The sequence below is a fragment of the Mesorhizobium sp. CNPSo 4684 genome (assembly GCF_057784315.1).
This window is the reverse complement of sequence record NZ_JBWLUX010000020.1, coordinates 42,319-56,259: the sequence shown is the minus strand read 5'-3', so window position 1 is coordinate 56,259 and position 13,941 is coordinate 42,319. Positions and strand designations below refer to the sequence as shown.

Annotated in this window: 13 protein-coding genes; 8 read left to right on the top strand and 5 right to left on the bottom strand. The window is 63.5% G+C overall.

The features are described 5' to 3' along the window. Nucleotide 1: 1 nt before the first annotated feature. Nucleotides 2–1,366 carry a phosphonate ABC transporter, permease protein PhnE gene (phnE, locus tag AC04SG_RS19670; RefSeq protein ID WP_488552400.1) on the top strand — a complete coding sequence of 455 codons (1,365 nt, stop codon included), beginning with the start codon at nucleotides 2–4 and terminating at the stop codon, nucleotides 1,364–1,366. 230 nt (nucleotides 1,367–1,596) lie between these two features. Here the strand turns inward: phnE and AC04SG_RS19665 are convergent, their stop codons facing one another. The 3 genes from AC04SG_RS19665 to AC04SG_RS19655 form a co-directional block, all read right to left on the bottom strand. Continuing rightward, a complete protein-coding gene (locus AC04SG_RS19665) occupies nucleotides 1,597–2,448 on the bottom strand; it encodes a sugar phosphate isomerase/epimerase family protein (RefSeq protein WP_488552399.1) in 852 nt (283 codons plus the stop codon). A 216-nt stretch (nucleotides 2,449–2,664) separates the two neighbouring features. After that, a complete protein-coding gene (locus tag AC04SG_RS19660) occupies nucleotides 2,665–3,852 on the bottom strand; it encodes a Gfo/Idh/MocA family protein (protein ID WP_488552398.1) in 1,188 nt (395 codons plus the stop codon). A gap of 60 nt (nucleotides 3,853–3,912) precedes the next feature. After that, nucleotides 3,913–4,968 carry a sugar phosphate isomerase/epimerase family protein gene (locus AC04SG_RS19655; RefSeq protein ID WP_488552397.1) on the bottom strand — a complete coding sequence of 352 codons (1,056 nt, stop codon included), beginning with the start codon at nucleotides 4,966–4,968 and terminating at the stop codon, nucleotides 3,913–3,915. Between the two features lie 401 nt (nucleotides 4,969–5,369). Between AC04SG_RS19655 and AC04SG_RS19650 the strand changes: the two genes are divergently transcribed. The 5 genes from AC04SG_RS19650 to AC04SG_RS19630 all read left to right on the top strand — a co-directional run bounded on the left by AC04SG_RS19650 (nucleotide 5,370) and on the right by AC04SG_RS19630 (nucleotide 9,688). Beyond that, nucleotides 5,370–6,257 (top strand): sugar phosphate isomerase/epimerase family protein, encoded by an 888-nt coding sequence (locus tag AC04SG_RS19650; protein ID WP_112562828.1) that lies wholly within the window; start codon nucleotides 5,370–5,372, stop codon nucleotides 6,255–6,257. 56 nt (nucleotides 6,258–6,313) lie between these two features. Next, entirely contained in the window at nucleotides 6,314–7,483 is a 1,170-nt protein-coding gene (locus AC04SG_RS19645) for a mandelate racemase/muconate lactonizing enzyme family protein (RefSeq protein WP_488552396.1), read from the top strand. Nucleotides 7,484–7,485: 2 nt separating this feature from the next. Next, a complete protein-coding gene (locus tag AC04SG_RS19640) occupies nucleotides 7,486–8,202 on the top strand; it encodes a FadR/GntR family transcriptional regulator (RefSeq protein ID WP_112562829.1) in 717 nt (238 codons plus the stop codon). Between the two features lie 88 nt (nucleotides 8,203–8,290). Continuing rightward, nucleotides 8,291–9,271 (top strand): NAD(P)-dependent oxidoreductase, encoded by a 981-nt coding sequence (locus tag AC04SG_RS19635; RefSeq protein WP_477233355.1) that lies wholly within the window; start codon nucleotides 8,291–8,293, stop codon nucleotides 9,269–9,271. A gap of 42 nt (nucleotides 9,272–9,313) precedes the next feature. Beyond that, the gene (locus AC04SG_RS19630; protein ID WP_488552395.1) at nucleotides 9,314–9,688 is read left to right on the top strand and encodes a hypothetical protein; all 375 of its coding nucleotides are present in this window, start codon (nucleotides 9,314–9,316) and stop codon (nucleotides 9,686–9,688) included. A gap of 6 nt (nucleotides 9,689–9,694) precedes the next feature. Here the strand turns inward: AC04SG_RS19630 and AC04SG_RS19625 are convergent, their stop codons facing one another. Beyond that, entirely contained in the window at nucleotides 9,695–10,993 is a 1,299-nt protein-coding gene (locus tag AC04SG_RS19625) for an amidase (RefSeq protein WP_488552394.1), read from the bottom strand. Nucleotides 10,994–11,124: 131 nt separating this feature from the next. Here AC04SG_RS19625 and AC04SG_RS19620 point away from each other — a divergent pair, with 131 nt between their 5' ends. Further along, nucleotides 11,125–11,472: a GFA family protein gene (locus AC04SG_RS19620; protein ID WP_488552393.1), complete on the top strand. Its 348-nt coding sequence runs from the start codon at nucleotides 11,125–11,127 to the stop codon at nucleotides 11,470–11,472. An 84-nt stretch (nucleotides 11,473–11,556) separates the two neighbouring features. On the opposite strand, the gene AC04SG_RS19615 is transcribed toward AC04SG_RS19620, so the two are convergent. Continuing rightward, the gene (locus AC04SG_RS19615; RefSeq protein WP_488552392.1) at nucleotides 11,557–12,771 is read right to left on the bottom strand and encodes an MFS transporter; all 1,215 of its coding nucleotides are present in this window, start codon (nucleotides 12,769–12,771) and stop codon (nucleotides 11,557–11,559) included. 91 nt (nucleotides 12,772–12,862) lie between these two features. Here AC04SG_RS19615 and AC04SG_RS19610 point away from each other — a divergent pair, with 91 nt between their 5' ends. Then, nucleotides 12,863–13,834, top strand: coding sequence for an AraC family transcriptional regulator (locus AC04SG_RS19610; RefSeq protein ID WP_488552391.1), 972 nt, complete (start codon nucleotides 12,863–12,865; stop codon nucleotides 13,832–13,834). Nucleotides 13,835–13,941: the final 107 nt, after the last annotated feature.

Genomic DNA, 13,941 nt, shown 5'->3' with positions numbered 1-13,941 from the left:
TATGGCGATGACTGTCGACGAGATCAAAGCCATCGAGGACCGCTATCCGCACGTGTTCCATCGGCCTTTCCACCAGCGCTTCTGGCCGCTGTTCCTGGTCGCCGGCACCGTGCTTTACCTCATTTACGCCTTGTGGTTCTTCAACCTGCCGCAAGTGATGCGGGAATCGCATTGGGAGCGCCTGCCGCTCTTCCTGTCGCAATGGATCAGCTACGATCTGCAGCCGGAATTCCGCCTCGACCAGCCCGAGATCAGGCCGAAATACCCGCGCTTTTCCGCCCTTGGCGACAGCCCCAATCCCGACTGGGTCGTCAGGAACGCGGACGGCACCTTCACCGTCCTGATCGACGGCCAGGCCAAGTCCGTCACCTTCGACAAAACCAGGGCGACGATTGTCGCCAATGGCGAGACGGTGCCCGTCGCACTGACCAGCGGCAAGCCGGTGATATCGGGGCCGGTACCCGACTGGATCACCGCGCATGACGACGAGATCGTCGCGAAGATGGGCTTTGTCGGCGAAGTGCGCGTTACCGTCGACCGTGTGAAAGTCCGCAAGCGCTTCCTCGGTTGGGCGAATTTCGTCTTCGACACGCGCTCGCCCTTCTTCGGCAAATCGGCCGGTGAGGTGATCTCGCTGATCTGGTCCGGGCCTGAGCTGAAGCCAGGCACTTCCAACCTGGCGCTCGCCGGCGACAACATCTGGAACAATGCGCAGTGGCAGCATGGCGACGTCTGGACGAAACTTCTGCAGACCATCGTCATGGCGTTTCTCGGCACGCTGCTCGGCGGCCTCGTCGCCTTCCCGCTCGCCTTCTTCGCCGCCCGCAACATCACGCCGAGCGGATTGCTCGGCCAGGTACTCAAGCGCTTCTTCGATTTCATGCGCTCGGTCGACATGCTGATCTGGGCGCTGTTCTTCACCCGCGCCTTCGGCCCCGGACCGCTCGCAGGCAGTGCTGCCATCTTCTTCACCGAGATCGGCACGCTCGGCAAAACCTATTCGGAAAGCCTGGAAAACATCGACGACAAGCCGCGCGAAGGCATCAAGTCGACCGGCGCCAATGGCCTGCTGGTGCAGCGCTATGGCGTGATGCCGGAAGTGATCCCGGTCTTCATCAGCCAGACGCTCTACCAGTGGGAATCCAACACCAGAGGCGCCACCATCATCGGCGCCGTCGGCGCCGGCGGCATCGGCCTGAAACTCTGGGAAGCGATGCGCACCAATTCCAACTGGGCGAACGTCTTCTACATGGTGCTCTTGACGCTGGCCGTGGTGTTCGTCTTCGACAACATCTCGAATTTCCTGCGCCGAAGGCTCAGCCGGACGATCCACGATTACAACAGGATCCAGGCTGAGCAGGGGTAGCCTTGTGACGCCGAACACGGCGAGAGGTTGGCGGGACAGCGCCCCCCTCTGCCCTACCGGGCATCTCCCCCACTTGGGGGGAGATCAGCCGTCACCACAACCTTCGCCAATCTTCAACGCTGCAGAATTGAGCGAAGCGCGGAAGCTGCCAATCTCCCCCCTCGTGGGGGAGATGTCCGGTAGGACAGAGGGGGGCGCTGAGGATCGCCGGCGCTTGTTGAACGGCGCGCTTACGCCGCCTTCTTCCACCCATCCCTGATATGCCTGTACCCCTCCCGATAAACCGCCTCCGGGCTCTCCGAAAAATCCCTCCACACCTTGGTCGCCGCCGCCAAATCCTTGAGCGACCTGCCAAACGCCTCGATCGTCAACCAGTCGTCATAGCCGCTCTTGCGGATCGCCGAAAACGTCTCCTTCCACGGGATGTTGCCGCGTCCCGGCACGCCACGGTCATTCTCCGAGATATGGATATGCACGACGTTCCGCCGATGCTTCGTATAGGCGCCGATCGGGTCGGCCTCCTCAATATTGGCGTGGAAGGTATCGTACATCGCCTTGATGTGCGGCCGGTCGATCGTATCGATATGTTCCGACAGGTCGGCCATCGTGTTGAGCAGGTAGCACTCGAAACGGTTGAGCGCCTCCAGCCCGATGGTGACGTTCCTCTTGCCGGCATGGTCGCCAATGGCGCGCTGCGAGGCGACCGAACGTTTTTTCTCGGCCGCCGTCGGCCCACTGCCGGAAAAGGCGCCGAGCGTCGAATGCAGTGGTCCACTCAGCTTGTCGCAACCGAGTGCCACGCTGCAGTCGATGGCCCATTTCATATAGTCGATGCCAGCCTTGCGGGTCGCCGCATCCGGCGAGATCAGATTCATCCCCGGATCGCCCATCGCCGTGACAGCCGTGCGCTCCAGCCCGATGCGGTCGAGCAGCTCGCCAAGCATCTTGTAGTCGTCAGGAACACCGGCAAAGACGGGGATTTCGACGCCGTCGAAGCCTGTCGCCTTGATGTCCCTGAGCAGCGCCTCATGCTTCTTCGAGACGCTGGTCGTCCACAAGAACATACACATGCCGATTTTCATCGACATTCCCTCCCCATGTGACGGCGCGCGCTGGTTTCTGTCGCCAACTTCGCGCCATGCCCCCTCATCCGGCCGCTTCGCGGCCACCTTCTCCCCTAGGGGAGAAGAGACTTGGCGTCGGCGCCACCTCCTCCTCTCCCCTAGGGGGATAGGTCGGATTGTCCCGAATTGCCCTTTGCAATTCGGCTGGCAATCCGGGTGAGGGGGAGGCGCCGCCTAAAGCTTCGTCCACGCCCCATTCTTCTTCGACGACTTCACGCAGGCTTCGATAAACGCCATGCCTTCGACGCCGTCCTCGATGGTCGGGAACACCACATCCTTGCCCGGCTTGCCGCCCTTCTTGCGTGCAGCCCGGATCGCCCGCGCGGCTTCCTGATAAATGTTGGCGAAGCCTTCGAGATAGCCCTCGGGATGGCCCGACGGCACGCGGCTGACGCGGCCGGCGACCGGCAGCGCGCCGGCGCCATTGCGGGTCAGCAGCTGCTTGGGCTGGCCGAACGGCGTGTACCAGAGATAGTTCGGATCGGCCTGCACCCATTCCAGCCCGCCCTTCGAGCCGTAGATGCGCAGCTTCAGCCCATTCTCGTGGCCGGGCGCCACCTGGCTCGCCCAGATCATGCCTTTGGCCGGATGCGTCCTGCCGACCGGTTTGAAGCGCAGCATGACGTTGACATTGTCGTCGAGCTGCCGCCCCGGCACGAAAGCGTCGAGATCGGCCGACAGTGAATCGAGTTCCAGCCCGGAGACGAAGCGCGCGAGATTGTAGGCATGGGTGCCGATGTCGCCGAGCGCGCCGCCCGCCCCTGCCTGCTTGGGATCGGAGCGCCACGCCGCTTGCTTCTGGCCGGTGGCGGCAAGGTCTTCGGTCAGCCAGTCCTGCGGATATTCCGACTGCACGATGCGGATATCGCCAAGCTGGCCTTTGGCCACCATCTCGCGCCCCTGGCGGATCATCGGATAGGCGGTGTAGTTGTGCGTCAGCACGAATACCTTGCCGGTCTTTTCGACCAGCGCGGCAAGCTTCTTGGCCTCAGCCAAAGTCGTCGCCAACGGCTTGTCGCAGATCACGTGGATGCCGGCTTCGAGGAAAGCTTTCGCCGCCGGGACGTGCACATTGTTCGGGGTGACGATGGCCACCGCCTCGATGCCGTCCGGACGCTTGGCTTCGGCCTTGGCCATCTCGGCATAGGAGGCGTAGCTGCGCGCCGGGTCGAGACCGAGTTCGGCGGCGGAAGCCTTGGCGCGCTCGGGATTGGCCGACAGCGCGCCGGCCACCAACACGAAGTCATTGTCCATGCGCGCCGCGATCCGGTGCACGGCGCCGATGAAAGCGCCCTGGCCGCCACCGACCATGCCATAGCGGATCGGGCCGCCTCCCGTTTCAGCTTTCGATGCGCCGACCATGATCGTCTCCCTCGTCTTGTGCGTTCTGCTTTTGGCGTCTGCCACTGCCGGCGAAGCCGGTCAGATCCCCATCATCGCGCGCAGCATCTTCTTGTCGGTTGTGCCGCCGGCGAAATCGTCGAATGCCTTTTCCGTCACGCGGATGATGTGGTGCTGGATGAAGGGCGCGCCTTCGGCCGCGCCGTCTTCCGGATGCTTCAGGCAGCACTCCCATTCCAGCACCGCCCAGGAATCGTAGCCATACTGGGTGAGCTTGGAGAAGATGCCGCCGAAATCGACCTGTCCGTCGCCCAGCGAGCGGAAGCGGCCGGCGCGGTTGGTCCAGCTCTGGTAGCCGGAATAAACGCCTTGCCGTCCCGTCGGGTTGAACTCGGCATCCTTGGCGTGGAACGCTTTGATCCGCTCGTGATAGATGTCGATGAATTCGAGATAGTCGAGTTGCTGCAACAGGAAATGCGACGGGTCGTAATTGATGTTGCAGCGCTTGTGGCCGCCGACCGCGTCGAGGAACATTTCGAAAGTGGCGCCGTCGAAGATGTCTTCGCCGGGATGGATCTCATAGCCGACATCGACGCCATTCTCGTCATAGACGTCGAGGATCGGCTTCCAGCGTTTGCCAAGTTCGACGAAGGCTTCCTCGATCAACCCGGCCGGCCGCTGTGGCCAGGGATAGAGGTACGGAAAGGCCAGCGCCCCGGAAAACGTCACCGAAGCCTTCAGGCCCAGATTCTTCGACGCCTTGGCGCCGAACTCCATCTGCTCGACCGCCCATTTCTGCCGCGCCTTCGGGTTGTTGTGCACCGAGGCCGGGGCGAAACCGTCGAACTGCGCGTCATAGGCGGGATGCACCGCCACCAACTGCCCCTGAAGATGCGTCGACAGTTCGGTGATCTCGACGCCGGCATCGGCACAGATGCCTTTCACCTCATCGCAATAGGTCCTTGAAGACGCCGCCTTCTTGAGGTCGAACAGGCGTGCGTCCCAGGTCGGGATCTGTACGCCCTTGTAGCCGAGACCAGCCGCCCATTTGGTGATCGAAGCCAGCGAATTGAATGGCGCGGCATCGCCCGCGAACTGCGCCAGAAACAGCCCCGGACCTTTCATTGTCGACGGCATCGGCATCCTCCCAATTCATTTTTCCAGGGACCAAGCATAGCGCCTGATGAAAGCAGGGCCAGCCTCTTTGGTCTTTTGTGATGTGCATTCTCGACTTGCCATTCTGGTATTACCAAATAGCGGAAATGGGTCAAGCCATTTGACTCGCAAGTGCAGCCGGCGGCGCACCCCGAAATAGGGAACATATACAAGCATAATCAATACAGTAAAGGGATGCCGCGATCGCACGGCGGCAGTTCTTGCCGCGTGACAAAAATTGCTGTAGACCTCCATTCAGGCCCAATTGGTCGAACCAGTTTGCGTAAAAATGCTGGAGCGCCTTGGGGAGGAATCATGAAGCGCGCTTCAGTGAGGCGCATCGCAGGCGAACTGGCACAGACGAATTCTGGGAAGGATAGACCATGCATCTTTCGACGCACAACTGGATGCGCGCGGAGCCGTTGGAGGTGACGCTGAAGCGCATCAAGAAATTCGGCTACGAATCGATCGAGATTTCCGGCGAGCCCGAGCAATACAAGACCAAGGAGACCCGCGCGCTGCTGAAAGAACATGGCATACGCTGCTGGGGTGCGGTGACGCTGATGCTTGGCGAACGCAACCTCGCCGCCAGGGACCAGGGTCAGCGCGAACGCTCGGTGCAGTACGTCAAGGACGTGCTGACCATGATCAGCGAGCTCGACGGCGAGATCATCACGCTTGTGCCCGCCACCGTCGGCAAGGTGGTACCAGACGGCACCGAGGAGGAGGAGTGGAAGTGGGTGGTCGACGCCACCCGCGAATGCTTCACCCATGCCAAGAAAGTCGGCGTCAAGATCGCCGTCGAGCCGCTCAACCGCTTCGAGACCTATCTGTTCAACCGCGGCGCGCAGGCCCTCGCCCTGGCCGATGCGGTGAGCCCCGAATGCGGCGTCTGCCTCGACGCCTACCACATCCACATGGAAGAATTTAACGTCTATGACGCCATCCGCCAGGTCGGCAAACGCCTGTTCGATTTCCACGTCGCCGACAACAACCGCTTCGCCGCCGGCCTCGGCCAGATCGACTGGCCACGGATCGTGCAGACGCTGAAGGAAGTCGGCTATGATGGCGCGCTGACCAACGAGTTCGTCGCGCCTGTCGACCGCACGCCGGCCGCGCCCTATCCCGACATGGTCGAGCGCCACCCGGTCGACATCTCGCCGGAGCAGTTGAAGTTCATCCAGGATCACGGCTCCAGCGTGCTGACGGAGAAATTCTACACCGACCAGATGCGCATCACCGCCGAAACAATATTGCCGCTGATCAAGTAGCCGATCCGATTTGGAATGCGCCCTTCCGCCTGCCGGCGGCGGGGCCGGGGATGACCATGCGCATTAGAAACGTCCAGGCCTGGTGGGTCCGCATACCGATCGAAGCCGCGAAGCAGCATCGCAGCGACTTCGGCCAGGTGACGACCTTCGATGCCGCCATCCTGCGCATCGAGACCGATGACGGGCTGGTCGGCTGGGGCGAAGGCAAGAACGCCGCCGGCAGCGCCGGCAGCTATGGCGCGCTGGTCCACATGCTGAACCATGAGGTCGGGCCGCAGCTGATCGGCCGCGACCCCGCCGACATCGGCGTCATCTGGGAGATGCTCTACAATGGCGTGCGCCACGAGACAGCCGCGCATGCCGGCCACGCCATGCCGCAACTGGCGCGGCGCGGCATGAGCGTAGCGGCAATCAGCGCCGTCGACATTGCGTTGTGGGATATCCTCGGCAAGTCGCTGGGCCAGCCCGTGTGGCGACTTATCGGCGGCCGCAAGCTCGATCGCATGCAGGCCTACGCCTCCGGCGGCTGGGCTGCCGCCGACGCCATCGGCGAGCAACTCAAATCCTACATCGCCAAGGGCGGCTTCAAGGCGCTGAAGATGCGCGTCGGCGCCATGGACGGCGCCCCGCACATTTCCGCCGCCCGTGTCCGTGCCGCCCGGCAGGCGCTCGGCCCCGATGTCGAACTGATGGTCGATGCCCACGGCACCTATACGGTTGCCGAAGCCAAGCGTTTCATCCACCTCGCCGCCGATCTCGACCTCGCCTGGTTCGAGGAGCCGGTCATCGCCGACGACAAGGCTGGTATGGCAGAAGTACGCGCCTCGGGCTCGATCCCGATCGCCACCGGCGAAAGCGAAGCGACGCGCTACGCCTTCCGCGATCTCGCCGTGCTGAAATCGGCCGACATCTTCCAGCCGGATCCGGCCTTTTGCGGCGGCATCAGCGAAGCCATGAAGATCGGCACCATCGCCAGCGCCTTCAATTTGCGCTTTGCCCCGCATCTGTGGGCCGGCGCGCCATGCTTTTTTGCCGGCCTGCATGTCTGCGCTGCTTCGCCGGCCAGCTTCACCGTCGAATATTCGCTCGGCGCCAACCCGATGATCCACGATCTTGTCGAAGAGACTGTCGAAGCAAAAGACGGTATGATAGCGATCCCTGAAAAGCCGGGTCTGGGATTCACCATTTCGGAGCGGTTCCTGGAGGCGCACGCGCAACGCAGTTGACGATGAAAGAAAAGAACCTTCTCGCCGAACTCGCCGCCTATCTGTTCTCCCATTCGGACAAGGAGACCGGCCGCACGCCTTCGGAGCGCGAACTGGCGGAGCATTTCAGCGTCAGCCGCGGCCAGATCCGCGAGGCGCTGGCCATTCTCGAAGCCATGCGCATCGTCGAGCGCCGCGCCAAATCCGGCATCTATGTCGACACCAGGCAAGCCAGCGTAGAAGCCTTGGCCCTTTTCGCCCGCGCGGGCCTGCCGCTCGATCCGGTGCAGATCTACGAGACCGTCGAACTGCGCAAGATCCACGAGATCAAGGCCGCCGAACTCGCCTGTTCGCGCGCCACAGAGGAGAATTTCGAGCGCCTGCGCGAGATCCTGAAAGCCTCGGAGGAGCGCATCGCCGCCGGCGAGGGTCTCGCCAAGGAGGACCGCGAATTCCATCTCGAAATCGTGCGGGCGACCAAGAACGGCGTCTTCCACAACATCTGCAGCGTCTACTATCTGATGGGCGAGCTGCGCCTGCCGATCTACTTCAACGACCCCGAGCGCTCGGTGCGCTCGCATGCCGAGCACATCCAGATCTACGAGGCGCTGCTGCGCCGCGACGGCAATCTCGCCCAGGCGCTGATGAGCGCCCATCTGCAAGGCGCGGAAAGCTACTGGAAGGGGATCATCGAGGGCCGGGGCATGGAGCAGAAAAACTCCACGCTCGAAAAGGTCTAGAGCAATTCCAGGAAAAGTGTGAAACGGTTTTCCCGGGAAAAGCGCGCAGCGCCTTCCCTTGGGAATTGCGACTAAGAACGAGAGCTCCATGCCCAGAATCCTGTCGACGCACACGCTGCATCCGCGTGCCTCCGCCATGCTGGTCGGTGCCGGCGAACTCGTCGTCGCCTCCGCGCTTGACGCAGAAACACTGACCGCGGAAGCGAAGAACGCCGACGTCATCATCGTGCGCGCGCCGCTGCCGCCGGCGCTGTTCGAAAACGCAACGAAGCTTCGGGCAGCAGTCCGTCACGGCGCCGGCCTCGACATGGTGCCGATGGAGGCCGCCGCCGCGGCCGGCGTGCTGGTCGCCAATGTGCCGGCGGTCAATGCGCGCTCGGTCGCCGAATATGTGATGTTCGCAGCCCTTGCTTTGCTTCGCCGCTTCCGCTCGGTCGACCGCGACCTGCGCGCCAAGGGCTGGAATGCCGGCCGCGACCACGCCAGCCATGCCAGCGAGCTTGCCGGCAAGACGATCGGCATTATCGGCTTCGGCGCCATCGGCCAGGCGGTCGGCCATATCGCCGCGCACGGCTTCGGCCTCAACGTGGTGGCGACGACGCGCAGCATGCAGCCGGCTCCCGACAGGATCGGCTTCCTGTCGATCGACGCGCTGGTCGAACAGAGCGACATCATCGTGTTGTGCTGCCCGCTGACGCCGGAGACACGCGGCCTGATCAACCGCGAGCGCATCGCCCGCATGAAGCCCGACGCGCTTTTGATCAACATTTCGCGCGGGCCCGTGATCGATGACGACGCGCTGATCGAGGCCTTGCGCAAGGACCGCATTGGCGGCGCCGCGCTCGACGTCTTTGCCACGCAGCCGCTGCCGGCAAATCACCCCTATTTCGGCTTCGACAATGTCATTGTCACCCCGCATATGGCGGGCATTACCGAGCAGTCGATGATGCGCATGGGTGTGGGTGCTGCCGGCGAGACGCTGCTGGTGCTGGCCAACCGGCTGCCAGTCAATCTGCGCAATCCCGACGTGGTCGAACATTACCGCAGGCGGTTTCCGGCAGACACGTGAGCCGTATCGCGCTTTCGCCCCAATTCTCCGGGACGTTGAACCATGTCCAGTCTTCGCCCCGCCCTCCTCGCTATCGTCACATCTTCGATCACGGCATTGCCGTCGATCGCTCTGGCCGACAGCGGTTATGTCTATTGCAGCAATGGGATTGTCTGCATGATGGCGCCCTGCCCGTCGGGCAATGCGCTCGATCTGACCACCGGCAAGATCATTAAAGGCGTTTCTCTCAACACCACCGAATTGCCGCCACTGGACAGATCGGCACCTGACCTCTCGGACAAGCTCCATGCAGGAAAGCTCGTCGTTCGAGGATCGATCCAGCATCGCGGTGAGGCGAACGATCCGCCGATGCTGGTCGCTACCAACATCGAACGCGCTTCCAGGAAAACCGAGCGCAAGCGCTGCGCGGCGCGCTGACGCCAGTCACGACCCGAGCAGCCTTTCGACTTCAGCCGCGATGCGCAGCAAATGATGGTCATGGCCGTTGCGCGCCACCAGCATCAGCCCGGCCGGCAACGTCATATCAGGCATCGGCAGCGAGATGGCGCAAAGGTCGAACTGGTTGGCAACCTGGGTGTTGCGCAACAGCAGTCCCTCGCACTTGTTGCGCAGCGCTTCGTCGCTGGCCATTGTGGCGATCGAGGGCGCGACGATCGGCACGGTCGGCAGGGCAAGCACGTCGATCGACGCCAGCCGTTCGGCCATGGCGGCGGCTAGCTCGCCACGACGGCGGATGGTCCTGATATAGACCGAAGCAGGGATAGCGAGTGCTCGCGAAAGCGGCCCGCTGACATGCGGGTCCACCGGCACCGATGCTCCGACGGACAGCCAGTCGGCATGAACCTCGGCACCTTCCATCGACGCGATCGAGGCGCGTTTGGTCGCCGTGCGCATCTCGGCAATCAAGTCGTCGATCAACAGGTCGACGACGTGCACGCCGCTTTGCTCCAGCGCGCGCAAGCATCGCTCGAAGCCTGCCGCGACCTCCGGTTCCGTCTCGTCGAACAGTACACCGCGCGGGACGCCGACGCGGAGGCCGGCAATTGACAGCGGCAGATGCAGCGGCGGGAGTTCGTCCCCTGACATGACGGCGTCGGCGACCGCGCAGGCAGCGACGCTCAGCGCGAGCGGCCCAATCGAATCCAGCGTCGCTGACAGGGGATAGGCGCCGGTCAACGGCACCCGCCGCGCCGTCGGCTTGAAGCCGACGACGCCGTTCAGCGACGCCGGGATGCGCACCGAGCCGCCGGTGTCGGAGCCGATGGCGATGTCGCACGTGCCCTCGGCCACGGAAACGCCGGCGCCCGAGGACGAGCCGCCGGGAATGCGGCTGGCGTCGGCGGCATTGCCGGGTGTGCCATAGTGCAGATTGTCGCCGATCGCGGTGAAGGCGAATTCGGTCATGTTGGTCTTGCCGATGATGACAGCGCCGGCCTGCCGCAGCCGGTTGACGATTGCCGCGTCGTGCCGGCGAGGTGCGGTGTCCCTTAGCATCAGCGAGCCGGCCGTGGTCGGCTCGCCGGCGACATCGAACAGATCCTTGATCGAGACAACGGTGCCGTCGAGTGGCCCGAGGCTCACGCCGGCCCGTTTGCGAGCATCGCTGGCATCGGCCGCGGCCCGCGCGGCTCCGGCATAGACCTTGGTGTAGACCTTCTCTTCTGCCGCACGATTGGCAAGACGTGACAGGATGATTTCGAGATGATCGCGGATAGATTGCATGTCGATGTCGGACTCCGCCAGGATGCAACGTCTTTAAAGCAAGCACAGAGAGTTCAAGCGGCCGGTTGGGCCTGCGGAAGGGATAACCCGGCCAGCGTGCCTTTGCACCTGCCAGCGATAGGAAGAGACTGATGCTGTACAAAGGCAGCTGCCACTGCGGCAAGGTGGCGTTCGAATTCAAGGCAGAGCTGACCGGCGCCGTGCGGTGCAATTGTTCGATCTGCTCGCGCAAGGGCGCGCTTCTATGCGCTATCCCGCATGCCAGCCTGACCGTGCTGGCCTGGGGTGATGATCTCGGCACCTACACATTCGGCAATCATGCGATGGCGCATCGCTTCTGCCGCACCTGCGGCATCCATCCCTTTGCCGAGGATGTTCGCGAAGGCAGTGAACGCAGTGCCTATATCAACATCCACTGCGTCGCCGATATCGACCCATCCTCCCTGCCGGTCTTCGACTTCGACGGCCGCTCGGTCTGAACAGTCGGTAACCTCTCAACAACGGCCCGACAACCGTGATGGCTGTCGGCCGTTGCTTGAGACTGTGATGGATTTTGGCTGAGGTTATTGGGCACTTTTCGGGCCGCGCGCGAACACCAGGATCGCCGCCAGCAAGGTCGCAGCGCCGCAATAGGCGAAGGCGCTGGCCACACCGGCATTGTCGACCAGCAGGCCGCCGAAGACAGCGCCCAGCGCAATCGCCACCTGGAAGGTCGACACCATCAGCCCGCCCGCGCTTTCGGCCTGGTCGGGCGCCGCCCGCACCAGCCAGCTCTGCAGCCCGACCGGAACCGCGCCGAAGGCAAGGCCCCAGGCCATAACCGAAGCGGCAGCGATCGTCGGCGAAGCGCCGAAGACCAGCATCGAGGCTGCGGCCAGAGCAATCAGCAGCGGCGCGAGCGCCACAGCCGCCTTGAGGCTGCGCTCGGCCACGATGCCGCCGACGATGTTGCCGAAGAAGCCGCCAATACCATAGGCGAGCAGCACCAGCGAGATCGTTTCGATGTGCAGCACGGGAACCTTCTCAAGGAACGGGCGGACATAGGTGAAGCCGGCGAAGTGGCCGGAAGCGACGAGCAGAACGACCAGCAGCGCCACCCGGATCGACGGCCGCTCCAGCACTTCGAGCAAGGTGTGGAAGCTCGCCACCCCCACGGGCGGTAGCCGCGGGATCGTGACCAGCTGCACCAGCAGCGCCAGCCCGCCGACGATGGTCGCGATCATGAACGCCGTGCGCCAACCCCAGATGTCGCCGACATAGGCGCCGACCGGCGCGGCGGTGACGGTGGCCAGCGAAACGCCAGTCAGGATGATCGACATGGCGCGCGGCATCAGCCGCATCGGCACCAGGCGCAGCGCCATGGCCGCCGACATCGCCCAGAAGCCGCCAAGCGCAACGCCGAGTATGACGCGGGCGATAAGCAGCATGGGCAGCGACCAGGCAAAGGCCGCAAGAAGATTGGAGACGATCAGGAAGCTCGACAGCATCCACATCACCAGCCGGCGGTCCACTCGCCTGGTGATGATGGCCATGGTGGGTGCGGCGATGGCGCCGACGACAGCAGTCGCTGTCACCGCCTGTCCGGCCACGCCTTCGCTGACGCCGAGATCGGCAGCCATTGGCGTCAACAGGCTGGCGGGCAGGAATTCTGCTGTAACGAGGCCGAACACACCAAGCGCCAGCGAGACCACGGCGCCCCAGACAGGCTCGGTTCGTTCATGGGCTTCCGCGGGGTTCAGAAGCGTGGCGTCGATGACGCCTGTCGAGGAGTCGGCCATGGTCAGTCTCCGGTCTGTTTGCGGCGCAACATTTGGCTGCACTGCAACATAGGGAGTGACGGTCTGGAGTTTCCATGTTAGAAACACCGAAATGAACTACAATTCGTCCAAAGCCGTTTTACCCGCGTCCGGCGACCCGCTGACCGACATGCTGCGCGGCTTGCGCCTCGACGGCGTCGACTATGGCCGCTGCGTGCTTGGCGCGCCCTGGGCCGTATCCTTTCCCGCGCAGAAAGCGGCGCGGTTCCATTTCATTGGACAGCAAAGCTGCTGGCTGTTCTCGCCGTCGAAGGAGTGGATCGAACTGTCGGTCGGCGACGCGCTGCTAATCCCGCGCGGCGACGAGCATATTCTGGCCAGCGCGCCAGGCGTGCCACCCGTTCCGATCGGCCGCTACTCGATCGAACCGGTATGCGAGAACATCTACGACGTCTCCAACGGCTGCGATGGCTGCAAGACGTTGTTGTTCTGCGGCAGCATGCACTTCAACCTCGACGGCTCGCACCCGCTGCTCGACATGATGCCCAATCTGATGCAGGCGCATAAGCTCATGACCAACGCGCCGGGCATCCAGCATTTGCTCGATGCCATGGCCGGTGAAGTGACGATGGACCGGGTCGGCTCCGGCGGCATTCTGGCGCGTCTTGCTGACGTGCTCGCCGCCACCATCATCCGCTCCTGGGTGGAGAATGGCTGCGGCGATGCCTCCGGCTGGATTGCCGCCGTGCGCAATCCCGATGTCGGCAAGGTGCTCGCCGCCATTCACCTGCAGCCCGACCGCGACTGGACTGTCGAGGCGCTGGCAAGGCTGATGGGCGCCTCGCGCTCCGCCTTCGCCCAGCGCTTTGCCACCGTCGTCGGCGAAACGCCGGCCAAATATGTGCTGCGCGTGCGCATGCACCAGGCCCGGCAATGGCTTACTCGCGACGGTTTGAGAGTGTCGGTGGCAGCGGCGAAGCTGGGTTACGATTCGGAAGCTTCCTTCAGCCGCGCCTTCAAGCGGGTGATGGGCGTGGCGCCGAGCCATCTGCGCAACACCGGCGGCGGCGACATCCACCCGTAAGATTCGGGGACGTCTCGCCAGCCCCTCTGCGGCTGGAGAAATTGCCAAACCTTTTGGACGGCATGTCATTGCAGGCGAGACCAACCTCCATAGTCTGGCAGGCGGAG

Coding starts and splice junctions, on each gene's coding strand:
- phnE (WP_488552400.1), top strand. CDS start 2: ATGGCGATGACTGTCGACGAGATCAAAGCCATCGAGGACCGCTATCCG.
- AC04SG_RS19665 (WP_488552399.1), bottom strand. CDS start 2,448: ATGAAAATCGGCATGTGTATGTTCTTGTGGACGACCAGCGTCTCGAAG.
- AC04SG_RS19660 (WP_488552398.1), bottom strand. CDS start 3,852: ATGGTCGGCGCATCGAAAGCTGAAACGGGAGGCGGCCCGATCCGCTAT.
- AC04SG_RS19655 (WP_488552397.1), bottom strand. CDS start 4,968: ATGCCGTCGACAATGAAAGGTCCGGGGCTGTTTCTGGCGCAGTTCGCG.
- AC04SG_RS19650 (WP_112562828.1), top strand. CDS start 5,370: ATGCATCTTTCGACGCACAACTGGATGCGCGCGGAGCCGTTGGAGGTG.
- AC04SG_RS19645 (WP_488552396.1), top strand. CDS start 6,314: ATGCGCATTAGAAACGTCCAGGCCTGGTGGGTCCGCATACCGATCGAA.
- AC04SG_RS19640 (WP_112562829.1), top strand. CDS start 7,486: ATGAAAGAAAAGAACCTTCTCGCCGAACTCGCCGCCTATCTGTTCTCC.
- AC04SG_RS19635 (WP_477233355.1), top strand. CDS start 8,291: ATGCCCAGAATCCTGTCGACGCACACGCTGCATCCGCGTGCCTCCGCC.
- AC04SG_RS19630 (WP_488552395.1), top strand. CDS start 9,314: ATGTCCAGTCTTCGCCCCGCCCTCCTCGCTATCGTCACATCTTCGATC.
- AC04SG_RS19625 (WP_488552394.1), bottom strand. CDS start 10,993: ATGCAATCTATCCGCGATCATCTCGAAATCATCCTGTCACGTCTTGCC.
- AC04SG_RS19620 (WP_488552393.1), top strand. CDS start 11,125: ATGCTGTACAAAGGCAGCTGCCACTGCGGCAAGGTGGCGTTCGAATTC.
- AC04SG_RS19615 (WP_488552392.1), bottom strand. CDS start 12,771: ATGGCCGACTCCTCGACAGGCGTCATCGACGCCACGCTTCTGAACCCC.
- AC04SG_RS19610 (WP_488552391.1), top strand. CDS start 12,863: ATGAACTACAATTCGTCCAAAGCCGTTTTACCCGCGTCCGGCGACCCG.